Below are 13284 nucleotides of genomic sequence, written 5' to 3' on the forward strand. Positions count from 1 at the left end.
CGAGATGCGGCGCGTCGTAGTGCTCGCGCTCGTACCCGAACGATCCCGCGTGACGCATGACTTCGGACAGCGTCGCGTCCCGGCTGTGCCGCACTGACGTGCCAGACACAGTGACAGGTCCCCATGAAATATCTCCCCCGAATCGCCGCACTCGCCGGCCTCGCCATCGCAGTCTGGCTCGTCTGGCACGCCGATGCGCGAGCGGTGCTCAGTTTGATGCGCGCAGCCGGCGGCGGGCTCGCGCTTGCAGGGATCGCTCATGTTCTGCCGATGCTCGCCAATGCAAGGAACTGGCAAATGTTGATGCGCGGTGCGAGACGTCCAACGCTGTCGGGCGTCCTGCGCCTCGTCTGGATTCGGGAGTCGGTGAACGGTACGTTGCCCGTTGCGCGTGTCGGCGGTGAAGTCGTGACGTTCCGCATGATGTGCAAATGGGGCATGCAGCCGGCCCCGGCGATGGCGAGCCTCGTCGTCGATCTTCAGCTAACGCTGATCAGCGAGATGCTCTTTGCTATTGCAGCCATCGGCTATCTGATCGCACATGCGGGTGCCGGAGCGTTGCACCTCGCTGCGCGACTCGGAGGAGGTATCGCCATACTTGCCGTCCTGCTCCTCGCGTTTTTGTTCGTGCAGCGCATGAGTCCGTTCGCTCGCCTGACGAAACTGTTCAATCGCATCACGAGCGGCAAGTTCCGTTCGCTCGTCGGCGAGTCGGTGCGCATCGATCAGTCGATCAGCGATCTCTGGCGTCAGCGCGGCATGATCATTCGTTATCTGCTCATCTGGCAGTCACTTCAATGCATCGCAACCGCGCTGGAACTCTGGCTCGCGCTCTATTTTCTCGGGGCGAAAGGAAGCTTTCTGCAAGCGATCGCACTCCAGTCGCTCATCCAGGCGCTCAGTAGTGTCGCGTTCTTTGTGCCTGGCGGACTCGGTGTTCAGGAGGGGGGATTCTTGCTGATCGGGACGGTACTCGGTTTCAATCCGCAGACTTGCCTCGCACTTGCGGGTGCGCGAAGGCTTCGTGACATCATCGTCTTTTTGCCCGGGCTCGTCGCATGGCAAGTCGCGGAATGGCGCGACAAGCGACGCGCGCCGGCCAGTTCCGCAACAGGCGGCGAGACAGCGAACTCCGGCGAAAGCGCTTCCGGTCGCAAAGCGCAGTAGAAAGACCGAAGCGCGCGCCACTTCCGGATTGCTTCACGACGCCCGGGGCGCAATCGTGACCTGCGATCTTCTCAGGTCTCGTATTTGAAGGACACGGAGACCCGGGTCCGATATTCAACGACCTTGCCGTCTTCGATCTTGATGTCGAGTTTGCAGACTTCGGCGATTCGCAGGTCACGCAACGACGCGGCTGCGGTTTCCACTGCATTTTTTGCGGCTTCCTCCCAGGAAGTTGTGCTCGTGCCGATGATTTCCGTCACCTTATAGACGCTGGAATCCGTGCTTTTGCTCATGGTCTTTCTCCGTGTTGAGATGGGCGATGGACTTGCCACGCGCATTCCGCGTGCCTCGCGGATACGCTGGCAGACACGTTCCATGGCCGCTGCACGGCAAGCTGGCACTCGCTTCGAGATATCCTTCGGCTGCTTCCATGGGGCGGGGGAAGAAGGGCGGGCATGCGTTTTGCGCACGTAGCGCGCCGCAGTCAGTGCATGGAGACGGATACAGTGAGCAGACCGCCCGCGATCCGGGAATATCGCGTCAAAGACCGAGCAGTCAGGAGCGCCTGATGGACGATGAGACCAAAATCATGCGGGTCGTGCGTACTGGCGTTCCCGGCCTGGACGATGTTCTGGCGGGAGGGCTGACTCAGGGAAACCTTTTCCTTCTCGAAGGCAGCCCCGGCACGGGGAAAACGACCATCGCCCTGCGGTTTCTGCTTGAAGGTGCCGAGGCGGGCGATCAGGGCCTTTACATCACACTGTCCGAAACTGAGCGGGAATTGCGCGACGGCGCCGCGTCCCACGGTTGGCAACTGGGCGATCGCGTCGCCGTGTTCGAAGTGGTGCCCCCAGAGAGCCTGCTCGATGCGGATCAGCAGCAGAGTCTGCTGTACTCGTCCGATCTCGAGCTCGGCGAGACGACTCGCCTGATCTTTGACGCTTTCGAGCGAGTACGGCCCAGGCGGGTCGTCCTGGACAGCCTCTCGGAAATCCGTCTGCTCGCGCAGAGCTCGCTGCGTTACCGCCGCCAGGTGCTCGCCATCAAGCATTACTTCTCGCGACAAGGAGCGACCGTCCTGCTGCTCGACGACCTGACTGCAGATGCCGCAGACAAAACCGTACACAGCGTCGCCCACGGCGTCATCAAGCTCGAAGAACTTGCCCCCGACTATGGAGCCGAGCGGCGCAGGTTGAGGATTTCGAAGTACCGGGGGCAGGCGTTCCGTGGCGGGTATCACGACTTCACCATCAAACGCGGAGGTGTTTCCGTGTTTCCCCGGCTCGTTGCTGCGGAACATCGCACCCGGTTTGCGCGCGAGCAAATGACGAGCGGCGTGGCGGAACTCGATGCGCTTCTCGGCGGCGGCATCGAACAGGGCTCGAGCACCCTGGTGTTAGGACCGGCCGGCACCGGCAAAAGCATTTTTGTGCTTCAGTTCATTTCGGCTGCGGTCGCTCGAGGCGAGAAGGCGGCACTGTTCGCCTTCGACGAAGAACTTGGACTGTTCTTCGACCGGACCCGCGCGTTGGGTTTCGACCTTGAAGCGATGCGCGAGACCGGCCGGTTGCATGTCGAGCAGGTCGATGCCGCGGAACTCTCGCCCGGCGAGTTTGCCCAGCGCGTCCGCGATTGCGTTGATCACGCCGAGGCCAAAACGGTGGCCATCGACAGTCTCAACGGTTACCAGGCCGCCATGCCGCAGGAGAACGCGCTCGTCCTTCATATCCACGAATTGCTGCAATACCTCAACAGGCAAGGCGCGACGACTTTCCTGACGGTAGCGCAGCATGGGCTCGTTGGCGACATGAAAGCGCCAGTCGACGTCACGTACCTTGCCGACACGGTCATCCTGCTGCGGTACTTCGAGGCGCTGGGAAGCGTGCGGCGGGCGGTGTCGATCATCAAGAAACGCACCGGCCGTCACGAAGAGACGATCCGGGAATTTCGCATTGGGCGATTCGGTCTGAACGTCGGGGCACCGCTCGACAGTTTCCAGGGCATCCTGCGCGGTGTACCCACGTTTGTGGGTAACTCAGGGCCGCTTATGCCGACGGGCGCCGCTGGTAATGAAAGCACCTGATTTCAATCGCTGTCCCGCACTGGTTTTTACACCTATTGGGCGAGACGCTGTGGTTGCCACGGCTCTCCTGAAAGAGGCAGGCGCTCTTGCGCTCGTATGTCGCGACTTCGAGCATTTCGTCGCCATGCTGGATGAGGGAATCTGTTGCGCGATCGTGACCGACGAGGGCCTGCGAGACGCCGACCTCAAGCCACTCGGAAACTGGGTGTCAGCGCAGCCCACATGGTCCGACTTTCCGTTCATCATCCTCACGCAGCGCCGGGGCGCGCCCGATCAGGACCCCGAACTGAGCCGACTCGCGGCGACGCTGGGAAACGCGACATTCATCGAGCGCCCGTTTCATCCGCGGACATTCGTCAGCGCGGTTGGCACAGCACTGCGCGGCCGGGCGCGGCAATTCGAAGCCCGCCTGCGTATCGATGAACTGCGCGAAAGCGAAGCGCGCCTGCACACCGCCCTGACAGCAGGGAAACTGGGCTCATGGGAACTGGACCTGTCGACATTTGCACTGGTGGTTTCGCCTGCGTGTCGCGCGATTTTCGGGCATGCGTCAGGCGCGCCTTTCACGTACTCCGATCTCCTTGCCGGCATCAGTCGAGACGACAGGCCCCGGATGACCGACGCAATCGACTGCAGCCTGGCAACCGGCTGCGATTTCGCACTCGAGCTCTGTACGCTCTGGCCGGACGGGACGGTTCATTGGGCGGACATGCGCGCGCGGCTGGTTCGAGATGGCACTCGAAAGACCGCACGGCTCGTCGGGGTGATATCCGATATCACCATGCGCAAGGCAGCGGAAGACAGCCTGCAACAGGCCAACGACATGCTCGAGGCGAGGGTTGCCCAGCGCACTGCGGAGCTCGAGCGCAGCCACCGACTCGTGCTGGACGAGATGCGGCAGCGCGAGCGCGCAGAGGATCTGTTGCGCCAGGTGCAGAAGATGGAAATGATCGGGCAGTTGACGGGCGGAGTTGCCCACGATTTCAACAATCTGCTGATGGCCATCATGGCCAATCTCGAACTGCTGCGCAAGCAGCCGCAGGACGCCATTCGAGCAACGCGACTGATCGACGGCGCGCTTAGGGGAGCCCAGCGTGGCGCCGCTCTTACGCAGCGCCTTCTGGCCTTCGCGCGGCAGCAGGATCTCAAGGTCGAGCCGACCCACCTCCCGACCGTGGTTCGGGGGATGACCGATCTTCTGGAGCGGTCGATAGGGCCGCGAGTGGCGCTCGAGCTGAAATTGCCGGAAGGGATTCCGCTTACCCTTGCCGATGGGAATCAGGTCGAACTCGCGATCCTGAATCTGGTCGTCAACGCCCGCGACGCGATGCCTGAGGGAGGGACGTTGTCAATAGCGGTCGATGACGTGCAAACGTGGGGCGACAACGGACTGCCCGCGGGCGAATATGTCCGAATCATCGTCGCTGATACCGGGAAAGGCATGGATGCGGACACCCTTGCGAAAGCAACCGAGCCGTTCTTTACAACGAAAGAACTCGGCAAGGGAACAGGGTTGGGTCTTTCCATGATTCACGGACTCGCGCTGCAGCTGAACGGTGCCCTGCGCCTCGAGAGCGAAGCAGGACGAGGCACGCGGGTAGAGTTATGGCTGCCCGTTACCTCGCAACGTGTCACGACGCCTGATCTGCAGCACGATGCGCAGCCCGAGGGCAGCGTTATCGATCCGATCCAGGCAAGCATTCTTCTCGTCGATGACGATGCCCTGATCGCAACGAGCACCGCGTACCTCCTTCAGGATATGGGACATGAGGTGATCGAAGCCGACTCGGGCGCCGCCGCACTCGAGATCCTGAAGGCGGGACGCAGGATCGACCTCCTGCTCACCGACTATTCGATGCCACGGATGACGGGCCTGGAGCTGGCGCTGGCCGCGCGCGAGTTGCGCCCGACACTCCCTGTGATCCTGGCTACCGGCTACGCAGAGCTTCCACAGGGAGCCGACGTCGGAATTCAGAGGCTTCGTAAACCGTATCAGCAACATCAGCTCGTCGCGGAAATAGCGAAGGCCCTCACCAAGGCCAGGGCCTTCGGGTAGGGGTCCGACGGCAGTCTCCAGGCAGTATTGGTTGACTGCCGCTACCGCCGCCGTATTGCTGGACGAGCAGGCGGCAACCTGCTTGACGCTACGTAGGTCCTCCGCGTCAGCGACTACATCGAACTGCACCCTCGTTGAGCGAGTCTCGCCTTCATTGACGATCGATGCTACGCCTGCCCATTCAGTTCGATTGTCCCGCGCGTCCCCGCGATGCCGGTGGTCAACGCATGGTATTCACTTCTCGCACGCAACCGCGGCGTGCACGTAGCGGAACCTGGAAGCCTATTGCACGAGGAATCGAAGCGCTTCGGCGTGGAGCTCTGGGGTCGCCGCTGCGATGACCGTGCCATCAAAACGTCTATCGACTGGACGACCTGACCATGTCGTCACGACGCCGCCCGCGCCCTGGACGACAGGTATCAGCGCCATGACGTCAAACATTTCCAGTTCAGCTTCCACAACAAGGTCAACGTGTCCGGAGGCTAGCAACGCGTAGCCGTAACAGTCGGTGCCGAACCGGGTGACTGAAACAGCGCGCGACAGGGTTGAAAAGGCCGTTGACGCCTTGCCCGCGAACGTTTGGGGGTCGGTTGCGCAGAGCCGCGCATCTCGCAGTTGCCTACACGCACTGACCTCGCACGGTACCCCATTGAGAACGGTGCGATTGCCGTTGCCGATCCAGCGCTCGCAGAGTACGGGGACTTCAATCATGCCGTAACGGGGACGTCGCCCTTCAAGCACTGCTACGAGTGTGCCGAACAGCGGCAGACCTGCCACGAAGCTTTTCGTCCCGTCGATGGGGTCGATCACCCAGGTTATGCCATCCCCAACGTCTCCGCCTTCCTCCTCCCCCACAATATTGTGCGAAGGATACCGAGACAGGATGCGTTCCCGAAGCTGTCGCTCAATCTCGCGGTCCGCCACCGTGACGGGCGTATCGTCGGACTTTGCGGTAACGTCGAGCTGTGTCCTGAAATACTTCAGGGAAACGGCTCGCGCCTCGTCTCCGAGCAGTTCGAGAAGCGCGCAGGCGTCCGTCGGCAACATGTTCGATTCCTTTACAGCCCAGCAACGCCTGGACGCTGTCCGCGGTGCATGCCTGGCACGCGAGGACGGTGCATTGCGAAGCTCCCTGCCGGCTTGAACGCGCCTCGGGACGTCGCGCAGGAAGGTGATTCGTACGCTACTCATGTTGACGCAAGCCCGCATACTGAATGCCAGCCGTTCGTACAGTTCGCTTTCGAGCTTCGTAGTGAGACCACGGCCGCGAAGGCTGTCCGATCTTTTTCTTGAGCCGGAGATCGCGAACTGATGAACGGCATCGATAGGTGAAGTATGTGAGTCATACCGTTCACCCAAACCTCGGTGAACGTCTGCGCATATTCTGTTCCTGCCGCCGTTCATTCGGCCACCCCTGTCACAGGCGGAGACGGAGTATCCACGGACAGCCTGACCCCTTACGTTTCGTATTGCTGACTATTCTGACCGGGGGGATGCCTGGTAAACCACGTATGCCGGATGAGACGGCGGTGCCCGATTTCTACCCTGAGACCGTCGTACAAGGCGGCCAGCAATACGGCGCCGACTTTCCGTTGTTCGTCGCTGTGGATGATCGTCAGTAAGGCACGCTGCTTACGTATACGCCAGACCGCCTCGTGGATATGGCGGTCCGCAAGTATCAGGGCTTGTAGCTCAGTCTCGTCGTCCATCGCAGCTTACTCGTTGCCCCCCGTAACCGGCTGGAAGATTTTTGTTTCCCATGCCCCTCTCGTCTGGTCACGCGTGAGCGGTCATGTCGTCCCAGGTGACGCTGGAGTCCGGGCCATCTCCGCCTTTTCGACCCAGGACACTCGTCAGATCCCTGCGACGGCAGGCGCGGCTCGCGTTTTCACGCTCATCCCGATTTGAGATCCGTGGTACTTGTCTTGTCGATACATCCTTCATTCAACAAGTCGGCATCCGGCCACGTTGCCCTCGCGCCGGCGACACTCGTCATTCCCTGGCCGTTTGTTCTCGTTGCGGGTTCACGCGCCTCGCACTTTTCGACGCTGAGTCGGCGATCACATCGACTTTGCCCTGTGCAACCTCGATCGCGGACTGCCCGGTGGTCCCGAGTGCCCCATAGAGCGCATTGGCCACGGTGATCGCCGAGCTGAGTGCTGCCACTGCTGCCTCGGAACCGGCTGGCGCATTTCGGGTGGCTTCTTCGAAGAGCGTGCCGCGCGCCGGTCACCGTTTTCGCATGATCGTTTCGAGCAGGAATTCGCCTTCATCCGTTATACGCGGACGCGGCATACCGGTGGCGAGGCTCTCGAGTGCTACGAGCTGTTGCTCGAGCAGTGTGTCGAGTTCCTCGCGGCCCATGTCGATCTGGTCCGGCGATGACTTGACCAGCATGAGCGTCGCAAATTCGTGAGGGCTCAGCACTTATGTCTCCTGGATTCTCGAACGAGCGGTCTTGCCGCCCTGATAGTTGTCCGCCGAAACGACATCTGACCGCGCACACCTCCTCGTGTGGCGTGTGATCGACCTCCGCGTGACATGCGCGAGGCGAGCTGGTAGTGCGCCAGTCGGATCGCTCTTTTTGGCCGGAAGTAGCTTGCTGGTGGCTCATAGGAGCATATGCCAGCCGTCAGCTGTCGAGTATCAGGGAGGCGTGTCCGTAAATGCATCCTTATGGACAACGTTTCCCTCACGGGCTGAGCGCGCGGAGCGCTCGCCCACACGACGCATTGTAAGGTCAGGTGCGCGAAATGCTGGGACACTCAGCGCATCAAGCGGGATTGTTATGACGGTATTTGGGGGAGAAAAACCATGGGTAAGCCCGATCGCGCCGAAGACGCACTTCAAATTGTGGGCTACGAGGTGGTTTGCCGACAGAAAATCAATGCGATGGGCCAATATGTCGGAGACCTAAGGATCAGGCGAAAGGCTGATGGGAAGTTGATCTACCCGTTCGACGGCTGTCTCGTTCCTGGGCCATTCGCAACTGCCGACGAAGCCCGACTCGCCGTGCGCGAACTCGCCAAAGAGTTTGTGCGGCTTGATCTTGAGCGTCCCGAGGATTGATGACGCATCGCTGGAGTGGTCGACATCCGGAGATTGTTCGGTCTCGGTCTCCCCGATGCTCATGCACCGAGCTTGTCCTGGCCGACGGGTGCCATGAAAAAGCGGTTTCGACCAACACCGGAGCCAGCGGCTGTTCCGGGCATGAGCGATGCGGAATCGGGCCTGGGCGCGATGCCGCGTCCCCGAGCGGAAGAGAGCCCCGATGAGCACTCAGACCTCATGGAAAACACGCTGGGCGCTGCTGCGCTGAACGCGCGGCTAGACCTCGCGGCGCGACAACGCGAGTGCGTAATACTAGGTCCGGGAGGAAATGCGCGATGAAGGAGTCGTCCGTAGTGGTCACTGTGCGACGGGAGGATCCCGCTACGCGCGACGCGGGCTTACTGCTCGACGAACTGAGCGCCATGGTCGCGCTGTACTGCGGTGATGGCGCCCAATCCCGATTCAACGAGCAGGATGCGATGACGCCGCGCGGCGCCTTTGTCATTGCCCGTACCACCGACGGCCAGGCGATAGGCTGTGGGGCCCTGCGCCGTTTCTCGTTTGAAGTGGCGGAGTTCAAGCGGATATACCGGCGTGCCGAATTCCATGGAGCCGGCGCTGCGATTCTGCGATATCTCGAAGAACTCGCCGCCGCAATGGACTTTCGCCGGGTCATCTTGCAGACACGTGAGGCGAACCGGCGCGCAATCGCCTTTTATCGGCGCCACGGTTACCAACACATCGACCCGTACGGCGAATACACGACCATGAGCGACGCTCGATGCTTCGGGAAAGCGCTTCCAGTCAAACCGCAGCTTTAAGCGACATCGCTTCTTCGCGGTGATCCCTCGCATTTGCGCCGTGTTTGAAGCATCGTCATCGGGCGGTATCTCAAAGCGGCATATCGAGGTGCGAGAGCACCAACGTCTTGTCGCCGGTGCTCTTCACCCCGGCGGCTTCGAGCTTTGCATCGAGCTCTGCCTTGCGCGACGCGATACGGCGGCCCAGCGCATCGAGGTCCAGATTACTGCGGCGCAAGAGCGGGAATAGCTCTTTCTCTTCTTCTTCGACATGGCGGCGAACGAGGTCGGCCAGCACACGGAACGTCGCGTCGAAACCAGCATGCGCGGGTGTCAGCGTGGTGAAGCGCTGGATGAGCGTTTTCACGAGATAGTGCTCGACTCGAGCGTCGTCCACATCAAGCGCTTCTGTGGGCAGTACTTCGCTCGCAGCGGGGTAGAGCAACTCTTCCTCAAGCATCGTATGCACGGCGAGTTGCTCGCACGCTCGCTTGGCGATCGTGAAGCGCGCATCTTCGGTGGCCTCGCCGGCACCCCGGTAGGCATCGAAAAGCTTATCGACGGCGCGGTGGTCGGCGATCAGCAGCGCGAGCGCATCGCTGGTCTGTTTCGGTTCGTTCATGACAGGTCTCCAGGGGACATGCCCGTGTGGCGCAGCGCGCGTACCCAGCTCCCGGTGTCTCGATGAAAACAGGCCGGGCGGTGCGCGAGGCCGCACGCGTCGCGGCACGCACCGTGCGCGACGGCCCATGCGCGGTCCATATGGGCCCCGCGACCGTTCAACGACCCAAGGATGTCAACCATGAAACTCCTTTTCGCTATTCTCGGTTTGGCCATGGCATGCAGTCTTCCGCTCGCGGCCACAGCACAAGAATCCCAAGCGGCTTCCGCCACCGCGGCAAATCCGCTGCCGGATGTGGATCGCGATTTCGTTCAGGCGGCATCGATGTCTGGATCGACGGAAATCGACGCCGCGAAGCTCGCCATGCATAACACGAAGAACAAGGACGTGCACAAATTTGCAGAGCACATGATCGCCGATCATATGAAGCTTGCAGCGCAATTAAAGCTCGTGGCGCCGCACGGTGTCACGGTGCCGAAGGACAATTCCGATACGTCGATTCTCGATTCGTTACGGCCGCTCAAGGATGCGCAATTTGACAGTGCATACGCGCAGAAGGTGGGGGTAGAAGGCCACAAGGAAGCGGTGGCCGCGTTCCAGAAGGAAATCAGCGACGGCAAGAACGACAGCCTGAAGGCGGCGGCGCGCAAGGCGTTGCCAACCGTCGAAGAACATTACCGGATGGCCCAGGCACTGGCCCAGAAAGTCGGTACGCATTCCTGAGCGAACGGCTTCTTCCAAGGGGCAGCCGTTGCAGCAGGAAACATTGCGGCGGTGCGCGCGAGGCCTTCTGTTGACCCCGCGCAGCACCGGTTGGGAGCGGGGCGTGTGTCCCTCGCACGGGCCCCCGCCGCATGCCCTTACGAGGTGGTGCCCTCGAACGCGTTACTCCAGGCCATGAAGTCCCGGTTCAGGCGGCTTTCGATACCGCTAACGCAATCGACGATCGCGCCAAGCATGATCTCGTTGATGTGCCGCCAGTAGGCTGCAGTCTTTACTGTGCCCGCTAAAGCATAGCCTGCGTTCAAGCGCCATGCGTCAAATGGCGAACGTTCGCTAGCCGATTCGATTGCGATTGCGCGCTGCTCATTCAGGGTTGTACTGAACGCATGGCTATTCAGTTCTGCGATGCGGCCAGCGGTCTCGACATACAGGCGTGCCAGTTCATTCATTTCCGTGCCCAGGGACGTAACTCGTTCAGGCGCGTTGCCTGGGCCTGCGTCGGGTAGTGCGATCGGTGGTTCAATCATCATCGGCTCCGATTTGAGGTTTGACCGGGCAGATAGGGTTCCGCGGTCTTGCTGCATCGCCGCATCGCTTGTTCCCGATTCGGCCGGTGGTTCGCACGAAGGGCGGCACGTACGGCTGCGCGCTGCCTCGGCGCAGAATTACGCTCCGGCGTTGGCGGCATGGCTATTGCTCGTCGTGCCCAAACAAGGCAATCCGACCGAGGCAAGCCGTGGCAAAGAATCACGCAAATTCAGGAAAGCCGGGCCGCAAAAGTACCGCGCGCGCGAGCGGCATATCGCCGACTGACCTCGGGCCTTGCGGCCTGCGCTATGTCGATGACTCGCATCGCGGGTACACGCGCGAGCGGATCGACGGAGCGTTCGTCTACTTCGATACGCGAGGCAAGCGCATCAAGGACGCTGCCGAGATTCGCCGCATCAACGCACTGGCGGTTCCGCCTGCCTATACCGATGTGTGGATCTGCCCGGACGGCCGTGGCCACTTGCAGGCGACGGGCCGTGACGCGCGGGGTCGCAAGCAGTACCGCTATCACCCGTATTGGCGTGAAACACGGGACGCGACCAAGTACGAGCGCTTGCTGGGGTTCGGCACCGCGCTGCCGAAACTGCGCGCCCGGCTGGCGCGCGATCTCGCGCTCGACGGCATGCCGCGAAACAAAGTGCTGGCGACCGTCGTGCGCCTGCTCGATAGCACACTGATTCGCGTGGGCAGCGAGGAGTACGCGCGGGAGAACCGCTCGTACGGCCTGACCACGATGCGCAAGCGGCATCTGGAAGTGTCGTCTGACCGGCTGCGCTTCCGGTTTCGCGGCAAGAGCGGCATCGAGCACGACGTCGCGGTCAGCGACGCACGGGTTGCGCGCATCGTCAGGCGCTGTATGGAACTGCCGGGCCAGGACCTCTTTCAGTATCTCGATGCCGATGGCGCGCGGTATTCTGTCACCTCCTCGGACATCAACGACTATTTGCATGAGGTCACGGGCGCCGATTTCACCGCAAAAGACTACCGCACGTGGGCGGGCAGCGTGTTTGCGCTTGCGGCGCTGCGCAAGCTGGAGTGGCAAACGGCGACGCAGGCGCGCAAGCACGTCGCCGACACCGTCAAGCAGATCTCCCAGATGCTGCGCAATACGCCGGCGGTTTGCCGCAAGTGCTATATCCATCCGGCCGTGATCGAAGCGTTCGAGGCGGGCGCCCTCGCGCAGGCGCTACCCGCAGTGCGCCTGCGCGGACTGAAGGCAGACGAGGCGGCGCTCGTCGTCTTTCTGAAGCGCGACGCGAAGCGGCGGACGCGTGAGATGTCGCGCCGCGATCGCGCTGGCGAGTCAAGCGACGCGAGCCTCGTCCGCCTGCTCGCGCAAACGAGCCGTAAAGTACGCGCGAAGGGGGCGAAGGACCGCGCTAATGGCGGCGCGACAAAGACACAGAAACCGGAAACGAGCAAGACAGCGTCGCGGCACGTGCGCTCGTCTGCTTCGACTCGATTCGCGCGTGCCGACACCGTTGCATGACGCGGCTCGTCAACGTTTGCCAGCAAGCGCGTGTGCGAGACGCAGTGCCTCGACGATCTGCGCGCGCGCTTTGTCGCGCGCCTCGACGTTCGGCGCCCGTAGCGCGTACGAAGGGTGCCAGGTTGCCACGATGACGAGATCGCCGATGCGACCCGCGTGTTCCATGTAGGCCTTCAGCCGCGCGTTCGGGTCGCGCAAAATCGCGCGCAAGGCGGTTGCGCCGAGCGCGACCACGACCTTCGGCCTGATTTGCGCAAGTTCCCGTTCGAGCCAGTATGCGCAGGCTTCCACCTCGCGCTGGGCAGGCGTCTTGTGCAGGCGGCGCTTGCCGCGCAGTTCCCATTTGAAGTGCTTAACCGCATTGGTCACATAGACGGCCTTCCGTTCGATGCCCGCCTCTTCGAGCGCGGTGTCGAGCAGCGCGCCTGCCGGGCCGACGAACGGCAGACCCGCGCGATCCTCGCTGTCGCCGGGCTGCTCGCCGACGAGCATCAGCGTGGCGCGCGCGTTGCCCGCGCCCGGCACCCCGTGGGTGGCGTCTTTCCACAACGTGCAGCGCCGGCATGCTTCCAGCGAATCGGGTTCCTGATGAGGATCGGCCTGCGGGGTAACGGTGCGGCGCGCGGGGTGCGATTCGTCGCGATCCCGATGGCCGTGCGGTGTGCGCGATGTCACTGCGTTGCCTCGCGCACGGCGAGAGCGCTGACTGGAACGAAACGCGGACTGGCCAGTTTCATCGTTGCT

15 protein-coding genes are annotated in these 13284 nt (G+C 62.1%); 7 read left to right on the plus strand and 8 right to left on the minus strand.

Features of this window, described 5'->3' with window-relative positions:
• Positions 1 to 123 precede the first annotated feature (123 nt).
• Complete coding sequence (locus AB4Y43_RS36505; protein WP_069263087.1) at positions 124 to 1167, plus strand: lysylphosphatidylglycerol synthase domain-containing protein; 1044 nt, start codon at positions 124 to 126, stop codon at positions 1165 to 1167.
• A gap of 71 nt (positions 1168 to 1238) precedes the next feature.
• On the opposite strand, the gene AB4Y43_RS36510 is transcribed toward AB4Y43_RS36505, so the two are convergent.
• Positions 1239 to 1460, minus strand: coding sequence for a dodecin family protein (locus AB4Y43_RS36510; protein ID WP_069263088.1), 222 nt, complete (start codon positions 1458 to 1460; stop codon positions 1239 to 1241).
• A gap of 275 nt (positions 1461 to 1735) precedes the next feature.
• Between AB4Y43_RS36510 and AB4Y43_RS36515 the strand changes: the two genes are divergently transcribed.
• Positions 1736 to 3250 (plus strand): ATPase domain-containing protein, encoded by a 1515-nt coding sequence (locus tag AB4Y43_RS36515; protein WP_342949764.1) that lies wholly within the window; start codon positions 1736 to 1738, stop codon positions 3248 to 3250.
• A complete protein-coding gene (locus AB4Y43_RS36520) occupies positions 3237 to 5306 on the plus strand; it encodes an ATP-binding protein (RefSeq protein WP_342949765.1) in 2070 nt (689 codons plus the stop codon). The genes AB4Y43_RS36515 and AB4Y43_RS36520 overlap by 14 nt, the downstream gene beginning before the upstream one ends.
• 282 nt (positions 5307 to 5588) lie before the next feature.
• Here the strand turns inward: AB4Y43_RS36520 and AB4Y43_RS36525 are convergent, their stop codons facing one another.
• The 4 genes from AB4Y43_RS36525 to AB4Y43_RS36540 all read right to left on the minus strand — a co-directional run bounded on the left by AB4Y43_RS36525 (position 5589) and on the right by AB4Y43_RS36540 (position 7733).
• Positions 5589 to 6353 carry an inositol monophosphatase family protein gene (locus AB4Y43_RS36525; RefSeq protein ID WP_342949766.1) on the minus strand — a complete coding sequence of 255 codons (765 nt, stop codon included), beginning with the start codon at positions 6351 to 6353 and terminating at the stop codon, positions 5589 to 5591.
• A gap of 410 nt (positions 6354 to 6763) precedes the next feature.
• Positions 6764 to 7015: a hypothetical protein gene (locus AB4Y43_RS36530; RefSeq protein ID WP_069263092.1), complete on the minus strand. Its 252-nt coding sequence runs from the start codon at positions 7013 to 7015 to the stop codon at positions 6764 to 6766.
• Positions 7016 to 7298: 283 nt separating this feature from the next.
• Positions 7299 to 7472: a hypothetical protein gene (locus tag AB4Y43_RS36535; protein ID WP_342949767.1), complete on the minus strand. Its 174-nt coding sequence runs from the start codon at positions 7470 to 7472 to the stop codon at positions 7299 to 7301.
• A gap of 63 nt (positions 7473 to 7535) precedes the next feature.
• Positions 7536 to 7733: a hypothetical protein gene (locus tag AB4Y43_RS36540; protein WP_069263094.1), complete on the minus strand. Its 198-nt coding sequence runs from the start codon at positions 7731 to 7733 to the stop codon at positions 7536 to 7538.
• Positions 7734 to 8120: 387 nt separating this feature from the next.
• Here AB4Y43_RS36540 and AB4Y43_RS36545 point away from each other — a divergent pair, with 387 nt between their 5' ends.
• Positions 8121 to 8375: a DUF6723 family protein gene (locus AB4Y43_RS36545; RefSeq protein WP_342949768.1), complete on the plus strand. Its 255-nt coding sequence runs from the start codon at positions 8121 to 8123 to the stop codon at positions 8373 to 8375.
• 317 nt (positions 8376 to 8692) lie between these two features.
• On the plus strand, positions 8693 to 9178 hold the full coding sequence (locus AB4Y43_RS36550; RefSeq protein ID WP_342949769.1) for a GNAT family N-acetyltransferase: 486 nt from the start codon (positions 8693 to 8695) through the stop codon (positions 9176 to 9178).
• A gap of 70 nt (positions 9179 to 9248) precedes the next feature.
• On the opposite strand, the gene AB4Y43_RS36555 is transcribed toward AB4Y43_RS36550, so the two are convergent.
• Positions 9249 to 9779 (minus strand): hemerythrin domain-containing protein, encoded by a 531-nt coding sequence (locus AB4Y43_RS36555; protein WP_368730006.1) that lies wholly within the window; start codon positions 9777 to 9779, stop codon positions 9249 to 9251.
• Between the two features lie 180 nt (positions 9780 to 9959).
• Here AB4Y43_RS36555 and AB4Y43_RS36560 point away from each other — a divergent pair, with 180 nt between their 5' ends.
• Positions 9960 to 10502 carry a DUF4142 domain-containing protein gene (locus AB4Y43_RS36560; protein WP_368730007.1) on the plus strand — a complete coding sequence of 181 codons (543 nt, stop codon included), beginning with the start codon at positions 9960 to 9962 and terminating at the stop codon, positions 10500 to 10502.
• A gap of 137 nt (positions 10503 to 10639) precedes the next feature.
• Here the strand turns inward: AB4Y43_RS36560 and AB4Y43_RS36565 are convergent, their stop codons facing one another.
• Positions 10640 to 10951: a phasin family protein gene (locus AB4Y43_RS36565; RefSeq protein ID WP_368730008.1), complete on the minus strand. Its 312-nt coding sequence runs from the start codon at positions 10949 to 10951 to the stop codon at positions 10640 to 10642.
• A 350-nt stretch (positions 10952 to 11301) separates the two neighbouring features.
• Between AB4Y43_RS36565 and AB4Y43_RS36570 the strand changes: the two genes are divergently transcribed.
• Entirely contained in the window at positions 11302 to 12540 is a 1239-nt protein-coding gene (locus AB4Y43_RS36570) for a DNA topoisomerase IB (RefSeq protein WP_368683344.1), read from the plus strand.
• A 9-nt stretch (positions 12541 to 12549) separates the two neighbouring features.
• On the opposite strand, the gene AB4Y43_RS36575 is transcribed toward AB4Y43_RS36570, so the two are convergent.
• Positions 12550 to 13284 (minus strand): UdgX family uracil-DNA binding protein (locus AB4Y43_RS36575; protein WP_368730009.1); only part of this gene is annotated, 735 nt, incomplete at its 5' end.

The organism is Paraburkholderia sp. BR10872, assembly GCF_040965835.1.
In the GTDB taxonomy this organism is placed as follows: domain Bacteria; phylum Pseudomonadota; class Gammaproteobacteria; order Burkholderiales; family Burkholderiaceae; genus Paraburkholderia; species Paraburkholderia nodosa_A.

Bases quoted from the DNA above. Each gene is read 5' to 3' on its own strand.
- AB4Y43_RS36505 (WP_069263087.1), top strand. From the start codon at position 124: ATGAAATATCTCCCCCGAATCGCCGCACTCGCCGGCCTCGCCATCGCA.
- AB4Y43_RS36510 (WP_069263088.1), bottom strand. From the start codon at position 1,460: ATGAGCAAAAGCACGGATTCCAGCGTCTATAAGGTGACGGAAATCATC.
- AB4Y43_RS36515 (WP_342949764.1), top strand. From the start codon at position 1,736: ATGGACGATGAGACCAAAATCATGCGGGTCGTGCGTACTGGCGTTCCC.
- AB4Y43_RS36520 (WP_342949765.1), top strand. From the start codon at position 3,237: ATGAAAGCACCTGATTTCAATCGCTGTCCCGCACTGGTTTTTACACCT.
- AB4Y43_RS36525 (WP_342949766.1), bottom strand. From the start codon at position 6,353: ATGTTGCCGACGGACGCCTGCGCGCTTCTCGAACTGCTCGGAGACGAG.
- AB4Y43_RS36530 (WP_069263092.1), bottom strand. From the start codon at position 7,015: ATGGACGACGAGACTGAGCTACAAGCCCTGATACTTGCGGACCGCCAT.
- AB4Y43_RS36545 (WP_342949768.1), top strand. From the start codon at position 8,121: ATGGGTAAGCCCGATCGCGCCGAAGACGCACTTCAAATTGTGGGCTAC.
- AB4Y43_RS36550 (WP_342949769.1), top strand. From the start codon at position 8,693: ATGAAGGAGTCGTCCGTAGTGGTCACTGTGCGACGGGAGGATCCCGCT.
- AB4Y43_RS36555 (WP_368730006.1), bottom strand. From the start codon at position 9,779: ATGAACGAACCGAAACAGACCAGCGATGCGCTCGCGCTGCTGATCGCC.
- AB4Y43_RS36560 (WP_368730007.1), top strand. From the start codon at position 9,960: ATGAAACTCCTTTTCGCTATTCTCGGTTTGGCCATGGCATGCAGTCTT.
- AB4Y43_RS36565 (WP_368730008.1), bottom strand. From the start codon at position 10,951: ATGAATGAACTGGCACGCCTGTATGTCGAGACCGCTGGCCGCATCGCA.